Consider the following 23730-nt stretch of genomic DNA (forward strand, 5'->3'; position numbering starts at 1 on the left):
CCGGGGCAACCTCCGCCGCGGCCTCCGCCACCGCGGCGTCCGCCATCTCCGCCGTCTCCGCAGTCTCCGCCGCTGCGGCATCCTCCTTCTCCGCCGCCGGGGCGGCCACCGCCCGGGTCGTCCTGCTCACCGGACCGTCCGGCTCCGGCAAGACCCGGCTGGCCGGCCGCAGCGGACTGCCCGTCCTCCGCCTCGACGACTTCTACAAGGAGGGCGACGACCCCACCCTCCCCCGCCTCGGCACCGCCGTCGACTGGGACTCCCCCGGCTCCTGGGACGCGGACGCCGCCCTCCGCGCGATCAGCGACCTGTGCCACCACGGCACCGCCACGACCCCCCGCTACGACATCGCGCGCAGCGCCCGCACCGGCCACGAACACCTGGACCTCGCCGGCTCGCCCCTCTTCATCGCGGAGGGCATCTTCGCCGCCGACATCGCCGCCCGCTGCGCCGCCCTCGGCCTGCTCGCCGACGCCATCTGTCTGCGGGAGCGCCCCACCACCACCTTCCGGCGCCGCCTCCTGCGCGACATCCGCGAATCCCGCAAGCCCCTCCCCGTCCTGCTCCGCCGCGGCTGGCGCCTCCTGCGCGCCGAGCCGGCCCTGGTGGCCCGCCACCGCTCCCTGGGCGCCCACCCCTGCACCCACGAAGAGGCCGCCTCCCGCATCACCCGGCTCCGCACGACGGCTGCGCCCGCGCCGAGGGCAGATGCATGAATCACATATGCTTTCGGGTAATCGGCTGACTACACTCGGACGCCCGCCACCGGCGGCTCCGACGACGCGCCGCGCCTCTAGGGGGAGGACCGATGCCCGAGCCGGAAGGCTCCGTGCACACCCGGATCAACCACACCACCAGCTCGGACTACGGGGCCGGCGCGGGCAAGGGCGGCACCGTCCTGGGCATCGCCGTCCCCGAACTCAAACTGGCCGCCCCGGTCTTCGGTGCGCAGGCCAGAAAACTCAGCGGGGCCCTGACGACGCTGATCACCGCGCTGGACGGCTTGGGCGAACCGTGGGGGAAGGACGCCGGAGCACAGTTCGAGGAACGCTACAAGGCCAACCAGCGGGCGATCGAGAGCTCGGCCGGAACGCTCGTTCTCGGGCTGGTCAGCATCCACGAGGCGATGGACGACCTGAAGGACGGTCACGTCGACAACGAAGAAGTCATCAAAGGCATCTTCACCAAGGTCGCCCCGAAGAAGGCCGCGCGGGACGGTGACGGCGGGGAGCACGGCGGATGAGCGTCAAGGACGAGGCCCGCCACATCCTGGAGAAGATGGGGCTGCACTGGCCCGACGGCGACCCGGACAAACTGCGGGAGGCCGCGAAGGCGTGGCGGGCCTTCGCCAAGACGTGCGACGAGGTGAAGCGGGAGACCGACCACAGGGCGCGCACCCTCATCGAGGTGAACAGCGGCGAGGCCGTCGACGCCTTCGAGAAGTTCTGGTCCCGCTACGTGGGCAGGGGCGAGAAGGGGTGGCTGAAGGACCTGCCGAAATCGGCGCGGTCCATGGCCAAGGCCCTGGACGACCTCGCGGAGGAGATCGACAACGCGAAGGAGCGGCTCTGGACCGAGATCGCCGCGAGCGCCACGGTGATCGTCGCCGGGATCGTGCTGACCGGCCCCACGTTCGGCATCTCCGACGTGGCGGCGGGCGCGGCGGCGGAAGGCATCATCGCGCTCGGGGAGACGCTGAGCATCGCCATCTCGTCCACCGCCGCGCGGCTTGTGGCCAGTGCGCTGGTCGGAGCGGCGTTCGGCGGGGTCGAGAGCGTCACACTGAACCTCGCCGTGGCCCAGCCGGTCCGCATCCTGGCCGGACAGCAGAAGGGCATCAGCCTGGACGAGGTCAACAGGGCCGCCGAGGACGGCATGCTGCTGGGCGGTGTCTTCGGCGCGGGCCGCATGTTCCTGCCCAAGACACCGCCTTCCCTCCAGGCCCCGTCCCTGCGGCCGAGCCTCATCGACGAGGGACTCGTCTCCCGGTCGCCGGGCCGCACCCCCACCAAGGGGGAACCGGTCGATGTGGCCACGGGCACGATGCTGATGGAGCAGACGGACCTCTCACTGCCCGGAGACCTGCCCCTCGTCGTCTCCCGGACCCATCTGTCCTCGTACCGTGCGGGCATCTGCTTCGGGCCGAGCTGGACCTCCACGCTGGACGAGCGCGTCCAGATCGACACCGACGGGGTCGTCTTCGTCGCCGCCGACGGCATGCGCCTGGTCTACCCCGTCCCGGAAGCGCACCAGCCCGTCCTGCCCGCCAAGGGCCCCCGCTGGCCGATGGAGTGGGACGGCAAGCCGGACGGGACCATCACCATCACCGACCCGGTGAGCGGCCTCGTCCGCACCTTCGCCGACCCGCAGCCCTGCGGCGACCCCAGCGCCGCCCAGCTCCCCCTCGCCACGCTGAGGAACCGCAACGGCGCCGGCATCGAGATCGACCGCGGCCCGTACGGCACCCCCGTCGCCGTCCGCCACTCGGGCGGCTACCACCTGAGCGTCGAGACCGACAACCAACGCGTCACCGCACTGCGGCTGCTGCACGAGCGGCCCGACCCGTACGCCGCCGAGACCGGCGACCCGGTGCCGAGCACGCTCGTGATGCGCTACGGCTACGACGAGGCCGGCAACCTCGCCGAGGTCGTCAACTCCAGTGGGAAAGCACTGCGCTTCACCTACGACGACGAGGGCCGGATGCTCTCGTGGACCGACCGCAACGGCACCACCTTCCGCTACGAGTACGACACCGCCGGCCGCGTCGTGCGCACCACCGGCCCGGACGGCATCTACGACGGCGCCTTCTCCTACGACGAGCCGGCCGGAACCACCGTCTACACCGACTCCCTCGGCCACCGCACCGTCTGTCGCTGCAACGCCGACGGCCAGGTCGTCGCGGAGACGGACCCGCTGGGCAACACGACCCGCACCGAGTGGAACGACCGCGGCACCGCCCCGCTGTCGGTGACCGATCCCCTCGGAAACACCACGCGCTACGCCTACGACGCGGAGGACAACCTCACCGCCGTCGAGCACCCGGACGGCACCCGCACGTCCGCGGCGTACAACGCCCTGAACCAGCCGGTGGAGGTGACCGAGCCGGACGGTTCCGTGTGGCGGCACGACTACGACGAGCTCGGCAACCTGACGCGGACCACGGACCCGACCGGCGCCACAACCTGCTACGGGTACGACGAGCGCGGCCACCTGACCACCGTCACCGACGCGCTCGGCCACACGCAGCACCTCACCAGCGAAGCCACGGGCCTCCCCGTCTCCGTGACCGACGCGCTCGGGCACACCACACACGTACGCCGCGACCCCTTCGGCCGCGTCGTCGAACTCACCGACCCGCTCGGTCACCCCACACGCATGGGGTGGACCACGGAGGGCAGACCGAGCTGGCGGGAGGACGCCGAAGGCGCACGGGAGACCTGGGAGTGGGACGGCGAGGGCAACCTCATCCGCCACACCGACCCCGCGGGCGGCACGACCTGCCACACCGCCGGCCCGTTCGACGCACCGGCCACCCGCACCGAACCCGACGGCGCCCGCTACGCCTTCTCCTACGACACCGAGATGCGGCTCACCCGGGTCACCAACCCGCAGGGCCGGGAGTGGGTGTACGAGTACGACGCGGCAGGAAACCTGGTAGCCGAAACCGACTTCAACGGCGCGAGGCTCACCTACGAGGTCGATGCCGCCGGCCGGCTGACTGCCCGCACCAATGCCGAGGGACAAACGCTGCGTTACAAGCGGGACGCGCTCGGCCGCGTCACGGAGCAGCGCGACGAGACCACGGGCGAGGTCACCACCTTCACCTACGACGCGGCAGGGGAGCTGACCGCCGCCACCCGCCCCGACGCCGAGCTGGAACTGTCGTACGACGCCGTGGGGCACGTCCTCTCCGAGACGGTCAACGGCCGCACGACGACCTTCGCCTACGACCCACTGGGCCGCCGCACCACCCGCACCACGCCCTCCGGCCTCACCTCCTCCTGGCGGTACGACGCCCAGGGACGCCCCGCCGAACTGGTGACGGACCACGGCGCCCTCGCCTTCACCCACGACGCGGCGGGACGCGAGACGGAACGCCGCGCCGGGGCACTGGTACTGCGCCAGGCCTGGGACCGCGCCGACCGGCTCACCAGCCAGGTCGCCCGCGCCGGATCAGCACTCCTCCAGCACCGCGACTACGCCTACCGCCCCGACGGCCACCTCACCGAGATCCGCGAACTGGCGACCGGCACCCGCCGCTTCACCCTGGCCCCCTCCGGCCGCGTCACCGGCGTCCGCGCCCACGGCTGGCACGAGACGTATGCCTACGACACGGCCGGCAACATCACCACCGCGCAGGCCCCCGACCACCCCGCACCCGGCGAACGCACGATCGAGGGAACACTCCTCCACCGCGCCGGGCGCACCTCCTACACCCACGACGCGGCAGGCCGCCGCATATCCAAGACAGTCCGCCTGCTGAACGGCCGCAAACGCACCTGGACATACACCTGGAACGCGGAGGACCAGCTCACCTCGGTCACCACACCGGACGGCGGACTGTGGACCTACACCTACGACCCGCTGGGCCGCCGCATATTCAAGGAAGGACCGGACGGCGAGAAGATCCTCTTCTCCTGGGACGGCACCCGCCTCGCCGAGCAGACCACCGCGGACGGCCGCACCACCACCTGGGACCACGCACCCGGCACCCACCGCCCCGTCGCCCAGACGGACCACACCCCGCTCGTCCAGGAACCGGGCGCTTCCCTCCTCACCAAACTCACGGAACCCACCGCCGTCCGCCCCCGCTTCCAGTCGGTCCTCACCGACCTGACGGGCACCCCCACCGAGCTCATCACTCCCGACGGCGAGATCACCTGGCAGCACCGCACCACCCTGTGGGGCACCCCCCTCCCCGGCACCACCCCGGCCGCCGACCACACCTGCCCCCTCCGCTTCCCAGGCCAATACGCCGACCCGGAAACCGGCCTGCACTACAACTACTTCCGTCACTACGACCCGGAGACGGCCCGGTACCTGACACCGGACCCGCTGGGCCTGGCACCCGCACCCAATCCGACCACGTATGTCGATAACCCGCACCTGTGGATCGACCCCCTGGGGCTTGCACCGACATGTGCGCCAGGTTCTGCCGGACGGCAGCCAGGAAAAGAAGTAGCGCCTTACAACCCAGGCTTTGCGAACCGGCAGAAGAACGGGAAGCATCTCCCCGACCTCACGACCCCGCGGGGACGAACGCTCTCCTGGCATGCGGCCGAAAGGGTGGCCGGAACCGGCCCTGGCCGCCCCCCGACAAGCCTTCGGGCCGTCGACCACATCCTGGATAATGGAACGAAAGTGAAATACGACCCTATCCGACAAACCATCCAGGTCAGAGCAATGAATCTGCCGGGTAAACCGTATGTCGCAGTGAGCGCAACGGACCCGAACCATGTGGTGACCGTGATGATTCCGAAGGAGGTGCACGTGCCGTGAGCCAGAAGGCCAGGCTCCTCGAACTGGTTGACGCCTTCATCGAGGGAAAAGACCAATCGATGCGATTGGTCAACGAAATTGAAGGAATCCTTGTCGACCACTATCTGGAGACGAGCGTATTCGAAGAACTGACAGAGCCGCTCGCCCTCTACCGGCCCGGCTGCGGCGCCCCCTACTACGGAGTCGCGGAGATGGCGGATACCCTCAGAGAAGCCCGAGAAGCAATAAACGATCTCGAATGAATGAATCACGAGGTGAATGCCCCTCGGGGAGAAGTCAACAATGGGTCCTTCCCGGTACGCCACCCATCGGGCGGAGAATCTCACGATGGAACCGTCCCCAGTTTCAACAACACCGCCGTCGAACTCCCTACCTGGATGAGCGACTTCAAGGTCCGCTCGCCAATAGAAGGCAGTGTCGTCTGCAATTCCCCGAACCGCATGCGGACAGGCCCCCGCCAGCTGGCGGACACGGAGGGAGACAATGGGAATCACACAGGAAGTGGCCGACAGGCTACGGGCGCTGGCAGCGGGGGAAGGCTCTCGGGAAGAGGCTGCGGCGTGGGCTCTGTCGGTCATGGAGGGAGATGCGCCGGAGCTCGCGGACAAAAATGTCTGGCACGCCCTGGATCAGCTCAGCGGTGCTGATCTCATGCTGGACCCGGACACTCCGATGCACAGCAAAGAACAGTTCCAGCAGTGGCTCCAGGAATTCCTGGAAAATGTGTCGGTCGCATAGCTCCACACGTCGGCACCCGGCACCCAATTCGGACAGCGACACAATGATCGTCGCTCGGAGCTCGCCGGAGAAAATCACGGCACACAAAGGTGTGGTCCTGCCAGGACCCCCTGGCACGGTAGGTGGAGAACAACGCACCCTGGAGCAGCTCCTCCGCCTCATGGCGGTCACCGGGGCCAGGGGGACGAGCACACATGCCCCCTCCGCTTCTCAGCCAATACGCCGCCCCGGAAACCGGCCTCCACTACACCTACTTCCGGCACTACGCCCCGGTACCTGACACCGGACCCGACCAGCCTGGAACCGGGGCCAAACAACCATGTTCACGTCCACAATCCTCTGACATGGCCGGGCCCCTGGGGTCTCAAGGGCGAACCGGGGTGGGACTGGCGCCAACTTGGCAGTGCGCTGCGCGTAGTGGAAGTCGATGGGCAGATTGTGACTTTCGACAACCGTAGACTGGACACAGCGCATTGAAATAGGAAAACCTGTCCCTGTCGAACGCGTGGATCCGAAAACGGCGTCTCCCCCTTCAACAAAGGGAATCACCTGGCGAGAGGAATTCGACAAGCACCTCAAATGATCCTAGAAATAAAAGCGGGAGGGGCAGTTCCGCGCAGAGGAACCGATAACCGCCCTACCCACGCCACGAAAGGCCGCAAAGGTTGACAACAATCAACCATTTCTGGCACCGCGAAGAACTTCCCATCTGCGACGTTCTTCATCGGACGGATGGTCCCTCATTGAGGGTCGAGCTGGACGCAGACACACGGGCCGGTTTTCGCACTTTACACGGGTTCGATCTCGCCGAATTCTTGTCCAGACGTCCGGACGAGATCACCTCGCTAATGGAAACGAATCGCCTCTGCCTCCCCGACGGAGGAGCCTTGTGCGGCGGTGAAGGATCCTACGGGTCAGAAGGTTTCGCTGCGAGAGTGGACTCGAATGATGACATCCGATGGCTCATTTACTTCGAGCAGTCCAACCCGGTCACACGCCTCGATTTCGACAGGGAAACAAATGTCGCATGCTTCAGCACCAGTTCCCACATCACCCTCCGGTTGAATATCGACTCACCAACACACTGAGACATTGCCGGCGAACTGATCATCATTGCGCCGCAGAAGGCAGGAGCGGTCCCGTCAGGATCCCCTGTCCTGCCTGAACCGCTCTCTCCCCGTTCCCCCGCATCCCCCCGTGCCCCATGCCCCCAAGGTGTCAGGTGAACGTGTGTGTCAGGCGACCAGTTCGTCGAAGCTCTCTTCCTGGTTGCGCCCGAAGCTGAGGACCTCGTCGTCGCGGAGGCGGCGCTGGGAACGCCAGATGCTGCTCTTGACGGCGCCCGCACTGACGTCGAGTATGTCCGCGCAACCTCCGGGTCGGTGCGGCCCTCGTAGCTTCTTGTAGCAGGAGGACCGTGTGTATTTCCCAGACCGGGAATACCTAGTCAGATCCCTTCTGGCGGACGGCAATACACTTCATCATGAATCTTGGGAGGGGAACTCCCACCCACCGAACTTTCCGGTACCGGTGGGCATGAAACTCGACTCTGGTCTGATCAACCGCTTCTACCTGGGTATCCGCAACGCCGGGGTGAACCACGTGCTCATCACCCGCCTTGACGGAGAGCAGCCAGGCCAGGCGCTTCCATCGCTACCAGCCACCGAGGAGGTACTCGAATCCCACCTTGCCGGACAGCCGCCGCAACTTCTGGCGGCAGCCCAGGACTTCTCAGGTGCGCTGCTGTTCACCTCTCCGGGGCATGCCGTACTCGGAGAAACCTCCCCCTTCCTCGAAAAGGCGTGTCCCGAAGGGGTCGACACCGCACGGGCGAGGTTCAGCAGGTACGCACGGAGACTGGCCGGGCGGTGGCCCAACCTCCCGAATGTCGCAACCCAATTCTTTCCGAGCCATGCCGCTTGGGCAACCCCTGGAGCAGTGGATCCTGGAAGCCATACGGCCCGGCAGATCGGACTTATGAGGGAACTGGCAGCGGGAAATATCGATCCCTACGAGTTCTCGACATCCTGGTTTACCGAACGACGCGCAGCCGCGCAAGACGGTGAAAGGACCCATAAACACCTGGCCAGGATTCTTGACCTGGTGTTCACCACTGTGGATGATTTCCCGCCTACGCCTGCTCTGGCCGAACCCGGCGACTTGACAGAAGACGAACTTACCCGCCGCATCCGGCGCTTCCTGGAGGAGCTCGACGCACTCGACGCCTCCTCTCCGCAGGAAGACAATCAATGCCCCCTGCGAACGCCCGACCTCACGATAGCTACGTCACCGTGAACTCTGCCGGGGGACGGAGAATGAGACTCCAGAAAAACACCCGGGCAAGGCGAAACCGAAGAAGGTGCACATCGATGACGGAACCTAGGAACAGTGCGGGATGAGCGAGCGTCTGACTCCCCTCGCAAGGGAGATCCTCCAGGACGGCGAGGAAGACTGGGTAATGGTCGACAGCGTGGTCGCCTACGCCTTGGAACACGCCGAGGCCTCGGGAACGGCGCCGGAGGACGTCACGAAGCAATTCCTCACGACCCTTCTCGGGGAAGACCTGATGGAAATCGGCGACCTTGCCGAGGAGGGTTTCAGGCCATGGGACCTTCCTCCCCTGGAAGCCGTTGACCGGTGCCTCGCCGATCTCGAATCCTACGACTGGGAACCACGAGGGGCGCTGTCCTGGTTGTCGATCACCGAAAAAGGGCGTCGTCACCTCCGGGAACTCGCAGGCAACTGACCCGCCCCCCCCCCAGGCGCGACGGCCCCGGCACACAAGAGAGCGGTCCCGTCAGGACCCCCTGTCCTGGCGGAACCGCTCTCTTTCCCCGTTCCCCCGTTGTCCCCGTTTCCCCCGTATCCCCCTGTGCCCCATGTCCCCGAGGGGTCAGGTGGACGTGTGTGTCAGGCGACCAGTTCGTCGAAGCTCTCTTCCTGGTTGCGCCCGAAGCTGAGGACCTCGTCGTCGCGGAGGCGGCGCAGGGAGCGCCAGATGCTGCTCTTGACGGTGCCGACGCTGATGTCGAGTATGTCCGCGATCTCCGGGTCGGTGCGGCCCTCGTAGTAGCGCAGGACCAGCATGGTGCGCTGGAGTTCGGGCAGCCGGGCGAGGGCCTGCCACAGCACGGTCCGCAGTTCGGTGCCGCGCATGGCGTCCTGTTCGCCGGCGGTCTCCGGCAGCTCCTCCGTCGGGTACTCGTTCAGCTTGCGGCGGCGCCAGGCGCTGATGTGCAGGTTCGTCATGGTGCGCCGCAGGTAGCCGCCGACGGCCGCCTTGTCGCTGATGCGGCCCCAGGCACGGTAGGTGGAGAACAGCGCGCTCTGGAGCAGGTCCTCCGCCTCGTACCGGTCACCGGTCAGGTGGTAGGCCGTGGCGTACAGGGAGGCGCGGCGCTCGCGGACGTACGCGGTGAACGCCGCTTCGGCGTCCGCGTCCACCTCGGCGGTGCCGGTCTCCTCGACGGGTCCCAGCGCTGCCGCCTCCCTGTGTTCGCCACTCGTGCGGAAGTCCCCCTCGCTTCCGCGGTCCCCCGTGTTCCCCGTTTCCCCCCGGTCCCCCGTTTCCCCCTGCGGGGCTTCTCCCCTGAGCCCCTCGACCGCGGGGCCGAACACGGTCCGCGGACGCATCCGTCCGGTGCCGCGAGCGCACCCCCGCCCGCTCACGACACCGGACTTCTCCGGCCAGGTCTGAGCGGGAACCGAAGGGACGTGCAGACGCGTGTGAAGGACTGCGCTCGTGTTGGTTCCGTGCAGTGTGTTCATCTCGCGCCCCCTCGGAGCAGACCCGGTCGCTTGCTTGATGACGACAACCCTGCCGTCCCGATTTCATGGCGAGGTCCCCCGTCTGTCACAGCGGTGTCACAAGGGCTGGAGGGTCACACAATGCCCAGGCCAACGGGCGTGTCGTTGCCGGGCGCGGACCGCCGGTCGAAGTATGGGGGCGCCATGGGCCAGAATGGCGCGCGTGCCTTTCCTGTTGCTGATCGAGGACGACGACGCCGTCCGTACCGCCCTGGAGATGGGTCTGACCCGCCAGGGGCACCGCGTGGTGACCGCCGCGTCCGGTGAGGACGGCCTCAAACTGCTGCGCGAACAGCGCCCCGACCTGATCGTGCTGGATGTGATGCTGCCGGGCATCGACGGCTTCGAGGTGTGCCGCCGCATCCGCCGCACCGACCAGCTGCCGATCATCCTGCTGACGGCACGCAGCGACGACATCGACGTCGTGGTGGGGCTGGAGTCCGGCGCCGACGACTACGTCGTCAAGCCGGTGCAGGGCCGGGTGCTGGACGCGCGGATCCGCGCGGTGATGCGGCGCGGCGAGCGGGAGTCCAACGATGCGGCGACGTTCGGCTCGCTGGTGATCGACCGTGCGGCGATGACGGTCACCAAGAACGGCGAGGATCTGCAACTGACCCCGACGGAGCTGCGGTTGCTGCTGGAGCTGAGCCGCCGCCCGGGCCAGGCCCTCTCCCGGCAGCAGTTGCTGCGGCTGGTGTGGGAGCACGACTATCTGGGCGACTCGCGGCTGGTGGACGCGTGTGTGCAGCGGCTGCGGGCCAAGGTCGAGGACGTGCCCTCCTCCCCCACTCTGATCCGCACGGTGCGCGGCGTCGGCTACCGGCTGGATCCGCCGCAGTGAGCGCGGGTCCGCCGCGCGCCCGGTGCCGCGGTCACGCGGCTTTCCCCGGTACGGGCCTGGTGGGCCGTCCGGGTGCGGGGGTGCCCCGTGAGGAAGAACCGAGTACGGAGAACGGAACAGCCGAGTGACCGACGCGCCCTCCGCCGGTGAGCGCCTGCGCGCCCGGCTCGCCGGCATGCTGCCCTCGCTGCGGTTGCGGCTGGTCGTCGTCTTCGCGCTGGTGGCGCTCACGGCCGCCGTCTCCGCCTCGGGCATCGCCTACTGGCTCAACCGCGACGCTGTTCTCACCCGCGCCCAGAACGCGGCGCTGAACGACTTCCGCAAGGCGATGGAGGACAACGCCGGCAATCTGCCCCGCAAGGTGGACTGCCAGGAGCTGCGCGAGGCCGCCGCGCGGATGTCCCGCAGCTCGCAGAACTACCAGGTGCTGCTCGTCGGCGAGACGGCGGACGGCAGGCGCTGCGCCGCGGCCTCGAACGTGGACGACTTCTCCCTGGCGGACGTACCGGAGCGGCTGCGCAGCGCGGTCGCGAAGAAGCGTCCGGTCACCAAGCAGAACAAGCATCCGTACCACCTGTACTGGCAGCGGATCACGCTGGACGGCGATCCGTTCCTCGTCGGCGGTGCGAAGGTGATCGGTGAGGAGCCGACGCCGACCGGCTATCTGCTCAAGTCGCTGGCGCCGGAGCGTGACGACCTCAATTCGCTGGCCTGGTCGCTGGGGATCGCCACCGGGCTGGCGCTGATCGGCGCGATGCTGCTGGCCCAGGCCGCCGCCACCACGGTGCTGCGGCCGGTGCGGCGGCTGGGCGAGGCGGCGCGCAGGCTGGGCCAGGGCAAGCTGGAGACGCGGCTGCGGGTGTCGGGCACGGACGAGCTGGCGCAGCTGTCGCGGACGTTCAACGACGCGGCGGCCTCGCTGGAGCAGCGGGTTGCCGAGCTGAGCGCGCGGGAGGCCTCCAGCCGGCGGTTCGTCGCCGACATGTCGCACGAGCTGCGGACGCCGATGACGGCGATCTCCGCGGTCACCGAGGTGCTGGAGGAGGAGCAGGACAACCTCGACCCGATGATCGCGCCGGCCGTGCAGCTGGTGGTCAGTGAGACCCGGCGTCTCAACGATCTGGTCGAGAACCTGATGGAGGTCACCCGTTTCGACGCGGGCACGGCGAAGCTGGTGCTGGACGACGTGGACGTGGCCGATCAGGTGACCGCCTGCATCGACGCGCGGGCCTGGCTGGACGCGGTGGAGCTGGACGCGGACCGGGGCATCATGGCGCGGCTGGATCCGCGCCGGCTCGATGTGATCCTGGCGAATCTGATCGGCAACGCGCTCAAGCACGGCGGCTCCCCGGTGCGGGTCTCGGTCCGTACCCGCGAGCGGGAGGGCGGTGCCGGGGAGGACCGTTTCGACGACGAACTGGTGATCGAGGTCACCGACCAGGGCCCGGGCATCCCCGAGGACGTCCTGCCGCACGTCTTCGACCGCTTCTACAAGGCCAGCGCTTCCCGTCCCCGTTCGGAGGGCAGCGGTCTGGGGCTGTCGATCGCGTTGGAGAACGCCCATATCCACGGCGGGGAGATCACCGCCCGCAACGCCCCGGAGGGCGAGGGCGGCGCCGTCTTCACCCTCGTCCTGCCGCGGGACGCCCGCCGGGTCGCCGAGGAGCGCGAGAACCCCGAGGGCGACGGCCCGGAGGGCGAGACGGACGCCGACCCCGAAGGCTCCGACGGCTCCGACGGCTCCGACGGCTCCGACGGCTCCGACGGCTCCGACGGGAGCGACGGCGGCGAGAAGGTCCGTAAGCGCCGCAGGACCGGCTGGCGCGGCCGGCGCCGGAACCCCGGCGGCGGGGGGAGCGGCCGGCAACAGGACGGCAGCGACGGCGACGAGACCCAGAACGAGAACCAGGACGGGAACGGGAACGGGACGAAGGGAGGGGGACGATGAGCCGCTGGTCGCCGCGCCGCCGGGCGGTGCAGGACGCCGCCGACACCCCGGGCGTCCCCTCCGCTCCCGCCCGCCCCTCCCGTCCCCGCCGGGCCGCCGGCCGTTCCATGCGCCGGGCCGGGCCGCTGGCCCTGCTGTGCGTGCTGGCCTCACTGGCGGCCGGCTGCGGTATCCGCGCCACGTCGGTGCCCGTGGACGCGGGCGCTGCGCCCTCCCGGGTCGGCTGCGTGCTGCCGACGGACCAGGAGAGCCCGCCGGGCGGTGACGGCGACGCGTTCGTACGCGTCTATCTGGTGTGCGGGTCGCGGGTCTCGCCGGTCGAGCGGGAGGTGCGGATGCCGGGCGGGCGTTCGGCGGCCGAGCGGCTGCCGGTGGCCCGCAAGCTGCTGGCGGAGCTGAAGCGGCAGCCGCGTGCCACCGAGGAGGCCGCCGGGTTCGAGACGGCGGTGCCGGACGATCTGACGGTCGACGGAGCGGCGGACGGCGACCCGGATGAGGCTCTGCGGCTGAACCGGCCGCTGGGCGAGCTGCCGCCGTTCGCGCTGGCGCAGCTCGTGTGCACCTACGCGGACACCGCGGTGGCCGACGCGGACGACGGGGTGATCCTCGGCGGCCCGGCCGGCGACGGCCGCTCGCGGAGTGACGACGGCGACGACGGGGACGCTGGGGCGGACCGGGCGGCGGCCCCGCTCCAGCGCTACGAGTGCAACGCGGCGCTGCGTACCAGCCCGGAGGAGGCCGTGGGCTCCGGCACCGAGGCGTGACGGCCCGCGCCGGGCCTTGAACCTCGGCACCACGCGCGGGAGGTCGCGACGGCCGCCCGGGGCGCACCCGCAAGGCGCGCGCCGCTCCCGTCCGGGGACGGTGCCGGGGCGGTTCGCGCACGGATGTCCGGTACGGGTGGTGCCGGTGGTGTTGACGGTGTTCATGGGGAATGCCGGGACACGCGTGTGACACAGTCCTGACCTGCTGGGCACACTGCCGCCGGAACCACGGCGGAATGCGGCGGCGTCCTTTAGGGACGTGCAGCGCCTTGGCTCCGGCGGACCGTCCTCCGCCTCCCGAATCCGCCTCGCGGGACTTCTCCTGCTGGCGGCACACCTGTGTCTCGTCGGCTGGCTGACGCTGCGCCCGCTCGCGGTGCCATGGGTGGCGCCCGCCAACTTGCACCCCCTCGCCACGATCCGCTCCGACCTGGCGGACGGGCCGCGGGCCGCGCTGGAGGGGATGGGCGGCGATCTGCTGATGCTGGCCCCCTTCGGGGTGCTGCTGCCGCTGGCCACCGGGCGGCTGCACCGGCCGCTGCCGGGCACCGTGGCCCGGACGGTGTTCGCGGGGGCGATGCTCTCGGTGCTGCTCCGGCTGGCGCAGACGGGGGTGCCGGGCCGGGTCGTCGACGTCGACTCGGTGCTGCTGAACACCATGGGGGTCGCGCTGGCGGTGGCGCTCGTCTTCCCGCCGGTCCGCCGCTGGCTGCGGCACCGGGACGGCGGGTACGGCAGCCGGCTCGGGGGCAGCCGCCGGGAGCGGGACGCGGCCTCGGGGCGGGGCGCCGCCGTGGAACGCAAGGCTGAGGCCCGTACGTCCGGGGTCCGTCTGCGGGAGGAGAGCGCCGGGGGGACGACCCCGAGAACGACCAGGGTCGGTACGGCCCCGTAGTGGGATGTTTGTCCTGTTGATCCGGTCTACCGTCGAAGACAGGAAGCCGACCCCGGGAGCCGGAGAACGGCCCCGGCCCGGCAGCCGCCGCGGATCCGCACCGGCGGACCGGCGGACGGCGGACCGGATGAGACAAGGAGCCCTCCATGGCCGCAACGCTTGCCCGCCCCAGCCAGGGCCGGATGATCGGTGGCGTCTGTGCCGCCCTCGCCCGGCGCTTCGGCACCACACCGACCACGATGCGGGTGCTCTTCGTGGCCTCGTGCCTGCTTCCGGGGCCGCAGTGCCTGCTCTACCTCGCCCTGTGGGTGCTGCTGCCCAACGAGCGCCCGGGCGGCACGTCCACCTGGTGACCCGCACATGACGCGGCGGCGGGCACCCCCGGACCAGGGGGTGCCCGCCGCCGTTTCGCCGTCCCCGGCGCGTCCGTCAGCGCGCCGGCCGGCCGCGTCCGCTCCTCGGCGTCCGCCCGGTGGAGGCCCCGCTCAGCGGGAACCGCCGACCGGGAGGACCTGGCCGAGCGGGAGGCCGCCGAGCATGCCGCCGCCCGGAGAGGACTTCTTGCCCTTCGCGGACTTCTGAGCGTTCTCGGCGACCGTCTCGCTGGCGTCCAGCGGGGTGCCGGTCAGGGCGGAGGTCAGGGCCTCGTGGGCGACGCCCACCGGCTGGGAGAGCCCGCCGGGCAGCCCCTGGGTGGCCTCCCGGACCGGGAGGTTGCCCACGGTGCGGCCCGCGGTTTCGGTGACCGGACCGAGCGCCTGGCCGCCCGGGGCGGCGGCCAGCGCGTCGGTGGGGGCCGCGGCGGCGGTGCCGGCGCCGGCCAGCACGAGGGCGGCGCCCGTCGCGACGGCGCCCAGGGTCTTCTTGGCTACCTGCATCATCAGTGTCCACATCCTCGGAACGGGGGATTCGCGCAGCCCGGAAGGGCTGTGAACAGCTCAGGGGAGGGGCTTGGCAGCCCGGAGGGGTTGAGCGGTCCGGCGAACGTAGCCAGGAATTCCGAGCGGTCGCAAACACCCCGGCCGTGTCGCCCGTCGCGGCGGGGCGGCGGGCGGCGGCGGGGCCGCGAGGACGGCCGGCCGCCGCGCGCGGGGTGCGCGGCGGCGGCCGAACCGCTGGTCACCGGGGGTCAGTCGGCGGTGTCCTGGAACAGCCACTCGGACTTGAGGGCGGCGTAGCCCGGCTTGACGACATCGTTGATCATGGCGAGACGTTCATCGAAAGGGATGAACGCGGACTTCATCGCATTGACGGTGAACCACTGCATGTCGTCGAGCGTGTAGTGGAACGTCCTGACGAGCTGAGTGAACTCGTTGGTCATGCTCGTGCCGCTCATCAGGCGGTTGTCGGTGTTGACGGTCGCCCGGAAGTGCAGCCTGCGCAGCAGCCCGATCGGGTGCTCGGCGTACGAGGGGGCGGCGCCGGTCTGGAGGTTGGAGCTGGGGCACAGCTCCAGCGGGACGCGCTTGTCACGGACGTAGGAGGCCAGGCGGCCCAGCTTGACGGCGCCGTCGTCGGCGACCTGGATGTCGTCGATGATGCGCACACCGTGGCCGAGCCGGTCGGCGCCGCACCACTGGAGGGCCTGCCAGATCGACGGCAGCCCGAAGGCCTCGCCGGCGTGGATGGTGAAGTGGTTGTTCTCCCGCTTGAGGTACTCGAACGCGTCCAGGTGGCGGGTGGGCGGGTGGCCGGCCTCGGCGCCGGCGATGTCGAAGCCGACGACGCCCAGGTCGCGGTAGCGGTTGGCCAGCTCCGCGATCTCCAGGGCGCGGGCGGCGTGCCGCATCGCCGTCAGCAGCGCCCCGACGCGGATGCGGTGCCCGGCGGCGCGGGCGCGGCGCTCGCCCTCGCGGAAGCCCGCGTCCACGGCTTCGACCACCTGTTCCAGCGTCAGGCCGCCCAGCAGGTGCTGTTCGGGTGCGTAGCGGACCTCGGCGTAGACGACGCCGTCCGCCGCCAGGTCCTCGGCGCACTCGGCGGCGACCCGGAAGAGGGCCTCGCGGGTCTGCATCACGCCGACGGTGTGCGTGAACGTCTCCAGATACCGCTCCAGCGAGCCGGAGTCGGCGGATTCGCGGAACCAGGTCTCCAGCCGGCCGGCGTCGGTCTCGGGCAGCGCGTCGTAGCCGGTCTCGCGGGCCAGTTCGACGATGGTGGCGGGGCGGAGGCCGCCGTCGAGGTGGTCGTGGAGCAGGACCTTGGGGGCGCGGTGGATCTGGTCCGGGGTGGGGACGGCACGTGCGGGAACGGTGCCCTTGGGGACGGTGTTCTCGGTTTCGCTTACCATCTCGGCACTGTAGCGCCTACGCGCGTAGAAGGCAGGAGGCCCGCTGTCGTTTCCCAGCCTCCTTGCCCCAACCCCCTGCCTGCGGCGCGGCGTCGTGCCATTGTTGCGCCATGGCTCAGCGAGCGTTGCCCGCAAGGGAACCACGCCTGGGACGGCCCCACGGGGCCGTGGGGCAGGCCCCGCACGCCGTCGTCCTCGTGCTGCCGGGCGGCGGCACCACCAGCAGCGCCCGGCGCGGCTCGGCGCTGGCCGCGGCCATGGCGGTGCCGCTGGCCAGGCGGCTCGGCCGGGCCGCCTCGCGCGACGATCCGCTGGTGGCGCACGTCGTGCACTACCGGTACCGCGGCTGGCACGGCGAGGCCGCCCACCCCGCGCGGGACGCCGAGTGGGCCGTCGGGGAAGTGGTACGGCGCTACGGCGACATCCCCGTGTGCCTGGTGGGCACCGACATCGGCGGCCGGGCCGCACTGCGCGCCGCCGGGCACCCCGCGGTGGCCTCCGTCGCCGCGCTGGGCCCCGCGCTGGCCGACGACGCCGGCGCCGAGACGGAACCGGTACGGCAACTGCTGGGCCGTCATGTGCTGCTGGTGCACGGCGCCGACGACTCCCGCACCGAGCCGAAGCTGTCCTTCCGCTTCGCGGAGCGCGCCAAGAAGATCAACGCGCAGGTGTGCCGGTTCGAGGTGCACACCGACGGGCACGGACTGCGCGGATTCGCCGCCGAAGTCGCCGCCCTCACCTGCGACTTCGCCCTCGGCACCCTGTGCGCCCGCGACTTCTGCCGGCCACTGGCCGACGCCTTCGCCGCGCCCCCGCCACTGGGGCTGCGGATGCCGCTGGCGAGCGGATTCGGCAAGACCCTGCGGTAGGGCGGACGGGCACGCCCCGGGCGCCCTAGGATCGGGTCCCGTGTTCACCCGTCCCGCTTCCACGACCGACGAGACGATCGCGCGGGCGGTCGCCGCGCACTGGCTGACCGCGGCCGGGTCCGTCGAAGTCACCCATCTGCCCTGGGGCTTCGGCGCACACCACTGGCGGGCGGACGGCGGCGGGCGCACGCTGTTCGTGACGCTCGACGAGCCCTCGCCCCGGCACACCGCCGCCTCGCTGGAGGCCGCCTACACGGGGGCCGCCGCGCTCGCCGCCGCCGGTCTCGAAGTGGTGTGCGCGCCGGTGCCCGCGGCCACCGGGCGCTTCACCGTGGACATCGGCACCGGCCTGCTGAGTGCGACACCGTGGCTGGAGGGGCGCTCCCCCGGCCAGGAGGAGGCCCGCGAGCCGGGCCATGTGCACAAGGTCGTCGCCGCGGTGACGGCACTGCACCGCAGTACGCCGCCGGACGGTCTGCCGCGCTGGGCCCCGAAGGTCGGCCCGGCGTTCGCCGACGAGCTGCGAGCCCGCACCGCGCGCCCCTGGTCCTCGGGCCCGCTGGCGGAGGAGGCCAGGACGGCGCTCGCCGAGCACTGTGACGCCGTCGCGCGCTGGACGCAGCGGTATCTGCGGCTGGCGGAACGTGCGCGCTCCGCCCGCGACACCTGGGTGCCGACCCACGGGGAGCCGCACTTCGCCAATCAGATCGTGGGCCCCGACGGGCTGAAGCTGGTCGACTGGGAGTCCCTGGCCCTGGCTCCGCGCGAACGGGACCACACCGCTCTGCTCGCCGCCGGTGCGGACGGCCTGGACTCCGATGCCGAGATGCTCGAACTGTTCGCGCTCGACTGGCGGCTCTCCGAGATCGTCGAGTACGCGCAATGGTTCGAGGCGCCGCACACCGGCAACGACGACGACCGCACCGCGCTGGAGGGCCTGCACGAGGAGCTGGCCGCCGATCCCGCCGAGCACCCCCCGGTGCCGTAGGACCGGCGCCGCGGGCGGCTGGTCAGCGCTCGCCCGGCGGCACCGGACGGCTCTCCCGGGCCCGGCCGCGGAGCAGTGCCCGCACCATGGCGTCGGGCTCCTCGGTGTGCAGGCGCAGGGTGCGGGCGGTGCCGACGGCCCCGAGCGGACGGCGGAAGGTGACCGGTCCGGTCAGCTGTACGGTGACCGAGGTCTGGCCGCCCACCGGCACCGTCAGCGTCTCCTCGGACACGGCCGGCTGCCCTCCGTCGAAGCGCCGGTCGACGCACGCGGAGGCGATCAGCCCGGCGGGTATCGCCACGTCCAGCAGCGCCCCGTACCGCAGGCGCAGTGAGCCGTCGGGGTGCACGACGTGCGGGCGGACCACGCAGGCGGCGTGCGGTCCGGTGACCGTCAGGAGGCCGTAGCCGTCCACCACCAGCAGCACGGCGTGGACCGGCGGCGAGGTGACGAGCAGGGCCAGCACGACCGTCTCGACGACGCACACGAATCCGAGCCCCAGCAGGGTGGCGGCCTGGGCCGCGGAGTAGGGGGCGGCGAGGTCCCCGGGGCCCACTCCGGCGCGGCGGCGGGCCAGCCACAGGGGGATGCTCGACAGGGACCGGGCCTCGTGGGCGGCGAGCCGGCGGGCTGCCCGCAGGGCGCGGCTCACCGCTCCTCCCGGGCGGCGCGGGCGCGTTCGGTCAGCAGGGTGACGGCCTGCCGTACGGCTTCGGCCTGGGCGGGGGACAGATCGTCGTAGAGGGCCTGGGCGAAGACGGCGGGCAGGGAGGGGTCCCGCATGGAGGCGCCGAGCGGCATGTGGCGCAGCGCCGCTCGCGGTACGCAGTCGACGACGGCACGGGCCGCGCGGGCGACACGGGGGTCGTCCGGTGCGGCGTCGGCCAGTCCGTCGAGCAGCGCGTACGCCTCGCGGGTGCGCTTGGCCGAGGCCGCGTCGGCGGTGAGGGTACCGGCGAGGGCGACCACCTCGCGGTGCGCCTCGGGCGGCGCGGAGGTCTCCAGGAGGGCGAGGACCTCGCCGTCCTTGGCGGAGACACCGCCGGGTGCCGGGCCGGGTGCGGGTGCCGCGGCCCGGCCCAGGAGTTCCGTCAGTTCCGGGGAGAGCGGCGCGTTCGGGGGCAGGGCGCCCTCCTCGGCCTGGCGCAGCAGCTGTGCGAGGCGGGCGCGGCGGTCGCGGATCTCCTCCTCCTGGTGGCGCAGTTCGGCGTCGAGTTCGGTCAGCACCTCGCGCAGTTCGGTGCCGGTGTCGTCGGCGAGGACGTCGCGCACCTCGTCCAGGCCGAGGCCGAGCGCGGTGAGGCGGCGTACGCGGGCGAGCCGGACGGCGTCGGCCAGCCGGTACTCGCGGTAGCCGTTGGCTCTGCGCGGGGGCTCGGGCAGCAGGCCCTGGTGGTGGTAGTGGCGCACGGTACGCGGGGACACACCCACGAGCGCGGCCAGTTCTCCGATCCGCATGGGCTCAGTAGAAACGTTGCCGCCACGGCAAGGTCAACAGGCGGTCCGCGGCGGGGTTCAGGCGCGCACGGCGGTGTGGACCGTCGTCGCGGTGAGGTAGAAGACGTCGGGGCGGCGCAGGATGCCGTCGGGTGAGGCGTCGTCCAGCAGCGCGTCGAGGGTGGCCACGTCCTCGGCGTCGAGCACCCCGGCCAGGGAGTCGCGGGTGCGGGCGAGGCGTTCGCGTACGTGGGCGCGGGCGACGGGGTCCAGCGGTGCGGGCAGGTCGGTGAGGAAGGTGCGGCTGCCGGTGGGGGTCAGTCCGGCGGCCACCAGCAGGCCGGGCCAGTCCTCCACGGTGCGGGTGTGGCCCGGCAGTTCGGCCCGCATCGCGGTGAACCGGTCCTCCTCGGCGGCGTCCAGCCGGGCCTGGAGTCCGGGCCGGCCGATGCCGATGTCGCGGGGCAGGCAGCGGGTGGGCAGCCCTCGTTCCCGTACGGCCAGCACACCGCCGGGGCGCAGCACGCCGGCGAAGGTCTCCAGTGCGGCGCGCTGGTCGCCCAGGTGGTGGACGACGTTGCTGGTCCACACGAGGTCGGCGGTGCCCAGGCCGGGCAGGTCGGCGGGCAGGTCGGCGCGGCGGGTGGTGATGCGGGAGGCGAGCCCTTCGCGTTCGGCGCGGGCGCGGGCTCTGCTCAGCAGGCCGGGTGCGCTGTCCACGGCGACGGTCTCGGCACCGGGGAAGGCGTGGGCGAGGGCGGTGGTGCTCACGCCGGGGCCGCTGCCCAGGTCGAGGACGCGGGTGACGGGGCGGTTGCCGGTCAGGTCGTGCAGCCAGGCCGCGGCTCCTTCGAGGAAGGGCGTGTTCAGTTCGGCCTCGCGTTCCAGGTGTGCGGCCATGGCCTCCCAGTCGGGTTCGGTGGCGGTGTGGCCGTCGGCGTGGGAGTGCGCGTGGGCGCCGTGGCCGTGGGAGTGGGCGCCGGGGTGGTGCGGAGTCATGCGGTCTCCTGGGGTGCGGTGGGGGCGGGTTCGGCGCGCAGCAGCCGTCCTCTGCGGCCGAGGAGGAACTTCTTGAACGCCGCGACGGGCGGGGTGTCGGGGCGTCCGGCCTGCCAGGCCAGTCCGATCTCGCGGACGGCGCGCGGCGCGGTCACGGTCAGCTCGACGACGCCGGGCCGGGGGAAGACGGGCGGCGGCAGCAGGGCGACACCGAGGCCGGCGGCGACCAGTCCGCGGATGGTCTCGGCCTCCTCGCCCTCGAAGGCGATGCGGGGGGTGAACCCGGCCTCGGCGCACAGGGTCTCCAGGATGCGCCGCATGCCGTAGCCGGGTTCCAGGGTGACGAAGGACTCGCCGGCGGCTTCGGCGAGCCGGACCCGTTTGCGGGTGGCGAGCCGGTGGTCGTCGGGGACGACCAGCCGCAGCCGCTGTTCGTCCAGCCGCCGGGCCACCAGATCGGGTGCGTCGGGCACCGGTGAGGTCAGGCACAGGTCGAGTTCACCGGCGCGGAGCCGCTCCAGCATGGCGTCGCCGTAGTTCTGCACCAGGGAGAAGCGGACGCGCGGGTGGTCGGCGCGGAAGGCGCGCAGCAGTTCGGGGACGGTCTCCCAGCCGAGGGTGTGCAGGAAGCCGAAGGCGACCTTCCCGGTGGCCGGGTCGGCGTCGGACCGTACGGCCTCGGCGGCCTGTTCGGCGGCGGCCAGTGCGCGTTCCGCGCAGGCCAGGAAGGTGCGGCCGGCGGTGGTGAGGGAGACTGTGCGGCCGTGCCGGGCGAAGAGGGCGACGCCCAGGTCGGCCTCCAGCCGGGCGAGGGAGCGGCTGAGGGAGGACTGCGGGATGCCCAGCTCGTGTGCGGCGCGGGTGACGTGCTCGTGCCGGGCGACGGCCGCGAACTGGGCGAGGCGCGGGGTGAGCAGCAGCGCCCCGGTGGCGCCGGGCGGGGGCGCTCCGGGTGTGACGGAGATGTCTTTCTTGTTGCGTGACGGTGACACAGCTCCCTCTCGCACACGTCCTGACTGCGGTGATGCGGTACGGGAACGATTTTCGCACTTTCATGCATTGGACGGATGAAAGGGCTGGTCGTACGTTCGAGTCATGCCTGCTCTTGATACCGGGGCGTCCACCGAACCGGTGGACGCCTCGCCTGTGTCTTCCGTCCCTTCCGCAGACACCGACCGCCGCGGCACCGAGGGCCCCGGCACGGCCGCCCACGACGCGACGAAGCTCAGCCCCGGCGACCCCGGGCACGGGCGGATGCGGCTGGCGCTGTTCGCCGCCGGGCTGTGCACGTTCGCCCTGCTGTACTCCACCCAGGCCCTCCTCCCGGAGATCTCCCGCTCCCTGCACGCCGCCCCCGACCAGGCGAGCTGGACGGTCTCCGGCGCGACCATCGGGCTGGCCGTCGCCGTGCTGCCGCTGGCGGCGCTCTCCGAACGGTTCGGGCGGCGCCGGATGCTGACCGTCTCCATGGCGGTGGCCGTCGCCCTGGCCCTCGTCATCCCGTTCGCGCCCAGCCTTCCCGTGCTGATCGCGCTGCGGACGCTGCAGGGTGCCGCCGTGGCCGGGGTGCCCGCCTCCGCGATGGCGTTCCTCTCCGACGAGGTGCGCAGCAGGCATCTGGTCGGCGCCGTCGGCCTGTTCGTGGCGGGCAACAGCGTCGGCGGCATGAGCGGGCGCATCCTGACCGGCTGGGTCACCGAGGCGTGGGGCTGGCGCGCCGGGCTCGGTGCCGTCGCCGTCACCTCCCTGCTGTGCCTGGTCGCCTTCCGGCTGCTGGTGCCGCCGGCCCGCCACTTCACCCCGGCCCCGCTGCACCCCAGGAAGGTCGCGGCCACCGTCCGCTCCCACCTGGGCAACCCGCTGCTGCTGCGGCTGTACGCCATCGGGCTGCTGTTCATGGTGGTCTTCGGCGCCGTCTACACCGTGATCGGCTACCGGCTGGTGGCCGCGCCGTTCGGGCTCTCGCAGGGCCTGGTGGGCTCCGTCTTCGTCATCTACCTGGTGGGAACCGTCGCCTCGGCCACCGCCGGACGGCTCAACGCCCGCCTGGGCCGGCGCGGCACCCTCTACCTGGGCATCGGCACCGCCTCCGCGGGGCTGCTGGTCAGCCTCGCCGACAGCCTCGTCGCCGTCGTCGCCGGGCTCGTCCTGATCACCGCCGGGTTCTTCGCCGGGCACGCGGTGGCCTCCGGCTCGGTCAGCCGCACCGCCACGCACGGGGCGGCCCAGGCCTCCGCCCTGTACCAGATGGCCTACTACATCGGCAGCTCGCTGGGCGGTGCGCTGGGCGCCGCCGCGTTCGCCGCCGGCGGCTGGACGGGGACGGTGGCGCTCGCGCTCGCCGCCATGGTGCTGGCCGCCGGCGTCACCCTGTACGCCAGCCACCGGGCGAGGGCGCTCAGCCGCACCTGAAGTCCGCCGGTCCCACCCGTGAGGGGCGCGCCCGCCAAGGGGCGCGCCCCTCACCTTAGGTTCTAGTAGTCGTCGCAACACCCCAGCTCAAGGGGTGCGATGGATTTCGAGATCCGAGCGGACCGGGCTCCGCAGGGGCGTAATAAGTTGTCCCGGGAGCGGGAGGCATACTCCCGGCTCGTGCAGCAGGGATACAGCAACACCGAAGCGTGCCGGATCGTCGGCGTTGACCGCAGGACGGGC

22 protein-coding genes and 2 pseudogenes are annotated in these 23730 nt (G+C 71.4%); 16 read left to right on the plus strand and 8 right to left on the minus strand.

What is annotated here, in order from left to right:
- Nucleotides 1-122: 122 nt before the first annotated feature.
- The 5 genes from IO40_RS0124170 to IO40_RS0124190 all read left to right on the plus strand — a co-directional run bounded on the left by IO40_RS0124170 (nucleotide 123) and on the right by IO40_RS0124190 (nucleotide 6237).
- Nucleotides 123-716, plus strand: a complete 594-nt coding sequence (locus tag IO40_RS0124170; protein ID WP_106967444.1) for an ATP-binding protein — start codon at nucleotides 123-125, stop codon at nucleotides 714-716.
- Nucleotides 717-808: 92 nt separating this feature from the next.
- A complete protein-coding gene (locus IO40_RS0124175; protein WP_016469386.1) occupies nucleotides 809-1243 on the plus strand; it encodes a WXG100 family type VII secretion target in 435 nt (144 codons plus the stop codon).
- Complete coding sequence (locus tag IO40_RS0124180; protein WP_234336570.1) at nucleotides 1240-5499, plus strand: DUF6531 domain-containing protein; 4260 nt, start codon at nucleotides 1240-1242, stop codon at nucleotides 5497-5499. Before IO40_RS0124175 ends, IO40_RS0124180 begins: the two co-directional genes overlap by 4 nt.
- Nucleotides 5496-5741 (plus strand): hypothetical protein, encoded by a 246-nt coding sequence (locus IO40_RS0124185; RefSeq protein WP_030409195.1) that lies wholly within the window; start codon nucleotides 5496-5498, stop codon nucleotides 5739-5741. Before IO40_RS0124180 ends, IO40_RS0124185 begins: the two co-directional genes overlap by 4 nt.
- A 241-nt stretch (nucleotides 5742-5982) precedes the next feature.
- Nucleotides 5983-6237, plus strand: a complete 255-nt coding sequence (locus IO40_RS0124190) for a hypothetical protein (protein WP_031031746.1) — start codon at nucleotides 5983-5985, stop codon at nucleotides 6235-6237.
- Between the two features lie 1235 nt (nucleotides 6238-7472).
- Here IO40_RS0124190 and IO40_RS38985 read toward each other — a convergent pair.
- A pseudogene (locus IO40_RS38985) lies at nucleotides 7473-7639 on the minus strand (SigE family RNA polymerase sigma factor); the annotation flags it as partial.
- A gap of 134 nt (nucleotides 7640-7773) precedes the next feature.
- Here IO40_RS38985 and IO40_RS37155 point away from each other — a divergent pair.
- Nucleotides 7774-8532 (plus strand): colicin immunity domain-containing protein, encoded by a 759-nt coding sequence (locus IO40_RS37155; RefSeq protein WP_135567775.1) that lies wholly within the window; start codon nucleotides 7774-7776, stop codon nucleotides 8530-8532.
- 100 nt (nucleotides 8533-8632) lie between these two features.
- The gene (locus IO40_RS0124200) at nucleotides 8633-8983 is read left to right on the plus strand and encodes a hypothetical protein (RefSeq protein WP_031176121.1); all 351 of its coding nucleotides are present in this window, start codon (nucleotides 8633-8635) and stop codon (nucleotides 8981-8983) included.
- A 164-nt stretch (nucleotides 8984-9147) separates the two neighbouring features.
- Here IO40_RS0124200 and IO40_RS0124205 read toward each other — a convergent pair whose 3' ends face one another.
- Nucleotides 9148-10005, minus strand: a complete 858-nt coding sequence (locus IO40_RS0124205; RefSeq protein WP_016469382.1) for a SigE family RNA polymerase sigma factor — start codon at nucleotides 10003-10005, stop codon at nucleotides 9148-9150.
- Nucleotides 10006-10207: 202 nt separating this feature from the next.
- Here IO40_RS0124205 and afsQ1 point away from each other — a divergent pair, with 202 nt between their 5' ends.
- From afsQ1 to IO40_RS0124230, 5 genes are all read left to right on the plus strand, one after another.
- Nucleotides 10208-10885 (plus strand): two-component system response regulator AfsQ1, encoded by a 678-nt coding sequence (afsQ1, locus tag IO40_RS0124210; RefSeq protein WP_027735946.1) that lies wholly within the window; start codon nucleotides 10208-10210, stop codon nucleotides 10883-10885.
- Nucleotides 10886-11060: 175 nt separating this feature from the next.
- On the plus strand, nucleotides 11061-12833 hold the full coding sequence (locus IO40_RS0124215; protein ID WP_234336572.1) for a sensor histidine kinase: 1773 nt from the start codon (nucleotides 11061-11063) through the stop codon (nucleotides 12831-12833).
- Entirely contained in the window at nucleotides 12830-13597 is a 768-nt protein-coding gene (locus IO40_RS0124220; RefSeq protein ID WP_016469379.1) for a hypothetical protein, read from the plus strand. Before IO40_RS0124215 ends, IO40_RS0124220 begins: the two co-directional genes overlap by 4 nt.
- Before the next feature lie 259 nt (nucleotides 13598-13856).
- Nucleotides 13857-14492 (plus strand): VanZ family protein, encoded by a 636-nt coding sequence (locus IO40_RS0124225; protein WP_016469378.1) that lies wholly within the window; start codon nucleotides 13857-13859, stop codon nucleotides 14490-14492.
- 146 nt (nucleotides 14493-14638) lie between these two features.
- Nucleotides 14639-14845: a PspC domain-containing protein gene (locus IO40_RS0124230; protein ID WP_016469377.1), complete on the plus strand. Its 207-nt coding sequence runs from the start codon at nucleotides 14639-14641 to the stop codon at nucleotides 14843-14845.
- A 132-nt stretch (nucleotides 14846-14977) separates the two neighbouring features.
- Here IO40_RS0124230 and IO40_RS0124235 read toward each other — a convergent pair whose 3' ends face one another.
- Entirely contained in the window at nucleotides 14978-15373 is a 396-nt protein-coding gene (locus IO40_RS0124235) for a hypothetical protein (protein WP_016469376.1), read from the minus strand.
- Between the two features lie 248 nt (nucleotides 15374-15621).
- Nucleotides 15622-16782, minus strand: coding sequence for an adenosine deaminase (locus IO40_RS0124240; RefSeq protein ID WP_016469375.1), 1161 nt, complete (start codon nucleotides 16780-16782; stop codon nucleotides 15622-15624).
- A 110-nt stretch (nucleotides 16783-16892) separates the two neighbouring features.
- On the opposite strand from IO40_RS0124240, the gene IO40_RS0124245 reads away from it, so the two are divergent.
- Complete coding sequence (locus IO40_RS0124245) at nucleotides 16893-17651, plus strand: alpha/beta fold hydrolase (RefSeq protein ID WP_031176123.1); 759 nt, start codon at nucleotides 16893-16895, stop codon at nucleotides 17649-17651.
- Nucleotides 17652-17691: 40 nt separating this feature from the next.
- Nucleotides 17692-18639 carry a phosphotransferase family protein gene (locus tag IO40_RS0124250; protein WP_016469373.1) on the plus strand — a complete coding sequence of 316 codons (948 nt, stop codon included), beginning with the start codon at nucleotides 17692-17694 and terminating at the stop codon, nucleotides 18637-18639.
- Between the two features lie 22 nt (nucleotides 18640-18661).
- Here IO40_RS0124250 and IO40_RS0124255 read toward each other — a convergent pair whose 3' ends face one another.
- Genes IO40_RS0124255 through IO40_RS0124270 form a run of 4 tightly spaced genes read right to left on the minus strand, consistent with a single transcriptional unit; the run spans nucleotide 18662 to nucleotide 22040 of the window.
- Nucleotides 18662-19291 carry a membrane protein gene (locus tag IO40_RS0124255; RefSeq protein WP_031176125.1) on the minus strand — a complete coding sequence of 210 codons (630 nt, stop codon included), beginning with the start codon at nucleotides 19289-19291 and terminating at the stop codon, nucleotides 18662-18664.
- Nucleotides 19288-20097: a MerR family transcriptional regulator gene (locus IO40_RS0124260; protein WP_031176126.1), complete on the minus strand. Its 810-nt coding sequence runs from the start codon at nucleotides 20095-20097 to the stop codon at nucleotides 19288-19290. The genes IO40_RS0124255 and IO40_RS0124260 overlap by 4 nt, the downstream gene beginning before the upstream one ends.
- A 57-nt stretch (nucleotides 20098-20154) precedes the next feature.
- Nucleotides 20155-21075, minus strand: a complete 921-nt coding sequence (locus IO40_RS0124265) for a class I SAM-dependent methyltransferase (RefSeq protein ID WP_016469370.1) — start codon at nucleotides 21073-21075, stop codon at nucleotides 20155-20157.
- Nucleotides 21072-22040: a LysR family transcriptional regulator gene (locus IO40_RS0124270; protein WP_041968702.1), complete on the minus strand. Its 969-nt coding sequence runs from the start codon at nucleotides 22038-22040 to the stop codon at nucleotides 21072-21074. The genes IO40_RS0124265 and IO40_RS0124270 overlap by 4 nt, the downstream gene beginning before the upstream one ends.
- 130 nt (nucleotides 22041-22170) lie before the next feature.
- Here IO40_RS0124270 and IO40_RS0124275 point away from each other — a divergent pair, with 130 nt between their 5' ends.
- Entirely contained in the window at nucleotides 22171-23487 is a 1317-nt protein-coding gene (locus IO40_RS0124275) for an MFS transporter (protein WP_031176127.1), read from the plus strand.
- Between the two features lie 99 nt (nucleotides 23488-23586).
- Nucleotides 23587-23730 (plus strand): annotated as a pseudogene (locus IO40_RS38990) (IS30 family transposase); the annotation flags it as partial.

The sequence above is a fragment of the Streptomyces albus subsp. albus genome (genome assembly GCF_000725885.1).
Lineage (GTDB): Bacteria > Actinomycetota > Actinomycetes > Streptomycetales > Streptomycetaceae > Streptomyces > Streptomyces albus.

Excerpts from the sequence above, each read along its gene's own strand:
- IO40_RS0124260 (WP_031176126.1), bottom strand. The coding sequence starts at position 20,097 with ATGCGGATCGGAGAACTGGCCGCGCTCGTGGGTGTGTCCCCGCGTACC.
- IO40_RS0124240 (WP_016469375.1), bottom strand. The coding sequence starts at position 16,782 with ATGGTAAGCGAAACCGAGAACACCGTCCCCAAGGGCACCGTTCCCGCA.
- IO40_RS0124235 (WP_016469376.1), bottom strand. The coding sequence starts at position 15,373 with ATGATGCAGGTAGCCAAGAAGACCCTGGGCGCCGTCGCGACGGGCGCC.
- IO40_RS0124245 (WP_031176123.1), top strand. The coding sequence starts at position 16,893 with ATGGCTCAGCGAGCGTTGCCCGCAAGGGAACCACGCCTGGGACGGCCC.
- IO40_RS0124190 (WP_031031746.1), top strand. The coding sequence starts at position 5,983 with ATGGGAATCACACAGGAAGTGGCCGACAGGCTACGGGCGCTGGCAGCG.
- IO40_RS0124180 (WP_234336570.1), top strand. The coding sequence starts at position 1,240 with ATGAGCGTCAAGGACGAGGCCCGCCACATCCTGGAGAAGATGGGGCTG.
- IO40_RS0124175 (WP_016469386.1), top strand. The coding sequence starts at position 809 with ATGCCCGAGCCGGAAGGCTCCGTGCACACCCGGATCAACCACACCACC.
- IO40_RS37155 (WP_135567775.1), top strand. The coding sequence starts at position 7,774 with ATGAAACTCGACTCTGGTCTGATCAACCGCTTCTACCTGGGTATCCGC.
- IO40_RS0124230 (WP_016469377.1), top strand. The coding sequence starts at position 14,639 with ATGGCCGCAACGCTTGCCCGCCCCAGCCAGGGCCGGATGATCGGTGGC.
- IO40_RS0124275 (WP_031176127.1), top strand. The coding sequence starts at position 22,171 with ATGCCTGCTCTTGATACCGGGGCGTCCACCGAACCGGTGGACGCCTCG.
- IO40_RS0124200 (WP_031176121.1), top strand. The coding sequence starts at position 8,633 with ATGAGCGAGCGTCTGACTCCCCTCGCAAGGGAGATCCTCCAGGACGGC.
- IO40_RS0124220 (WP_016469379.1), top strand. The coding sequence starts at position 12,830 with ATGAGCCGCTGGTCGCCGCGCCGCCGGGCGGTGCAGGACGCCGCCGAC.
- IO40_RS0124215 (WP_234336572.1), top strand. The coding sequence starts at position 11,061 with ATGCTGCCCTCGCTGCGGTTGCGGCTGGTCGTCGTCTTCGCGCTGGTG.
- IO40_RS0124265 (WP_016469370.1), bottom strand. The coding sequence starts at position 21,075 with ATGACTCCGCACCACCCCGGCGCCCACTCCCACGGCCACGGCGCCCAC.
- IO40_RS0124205 (WP_016469382.1), bottom strand. The coding sequence starts at position 10,005 with ATGAACACACTGCACGGAACCAACACGAGCGCAGTCCTTCACACGCGT.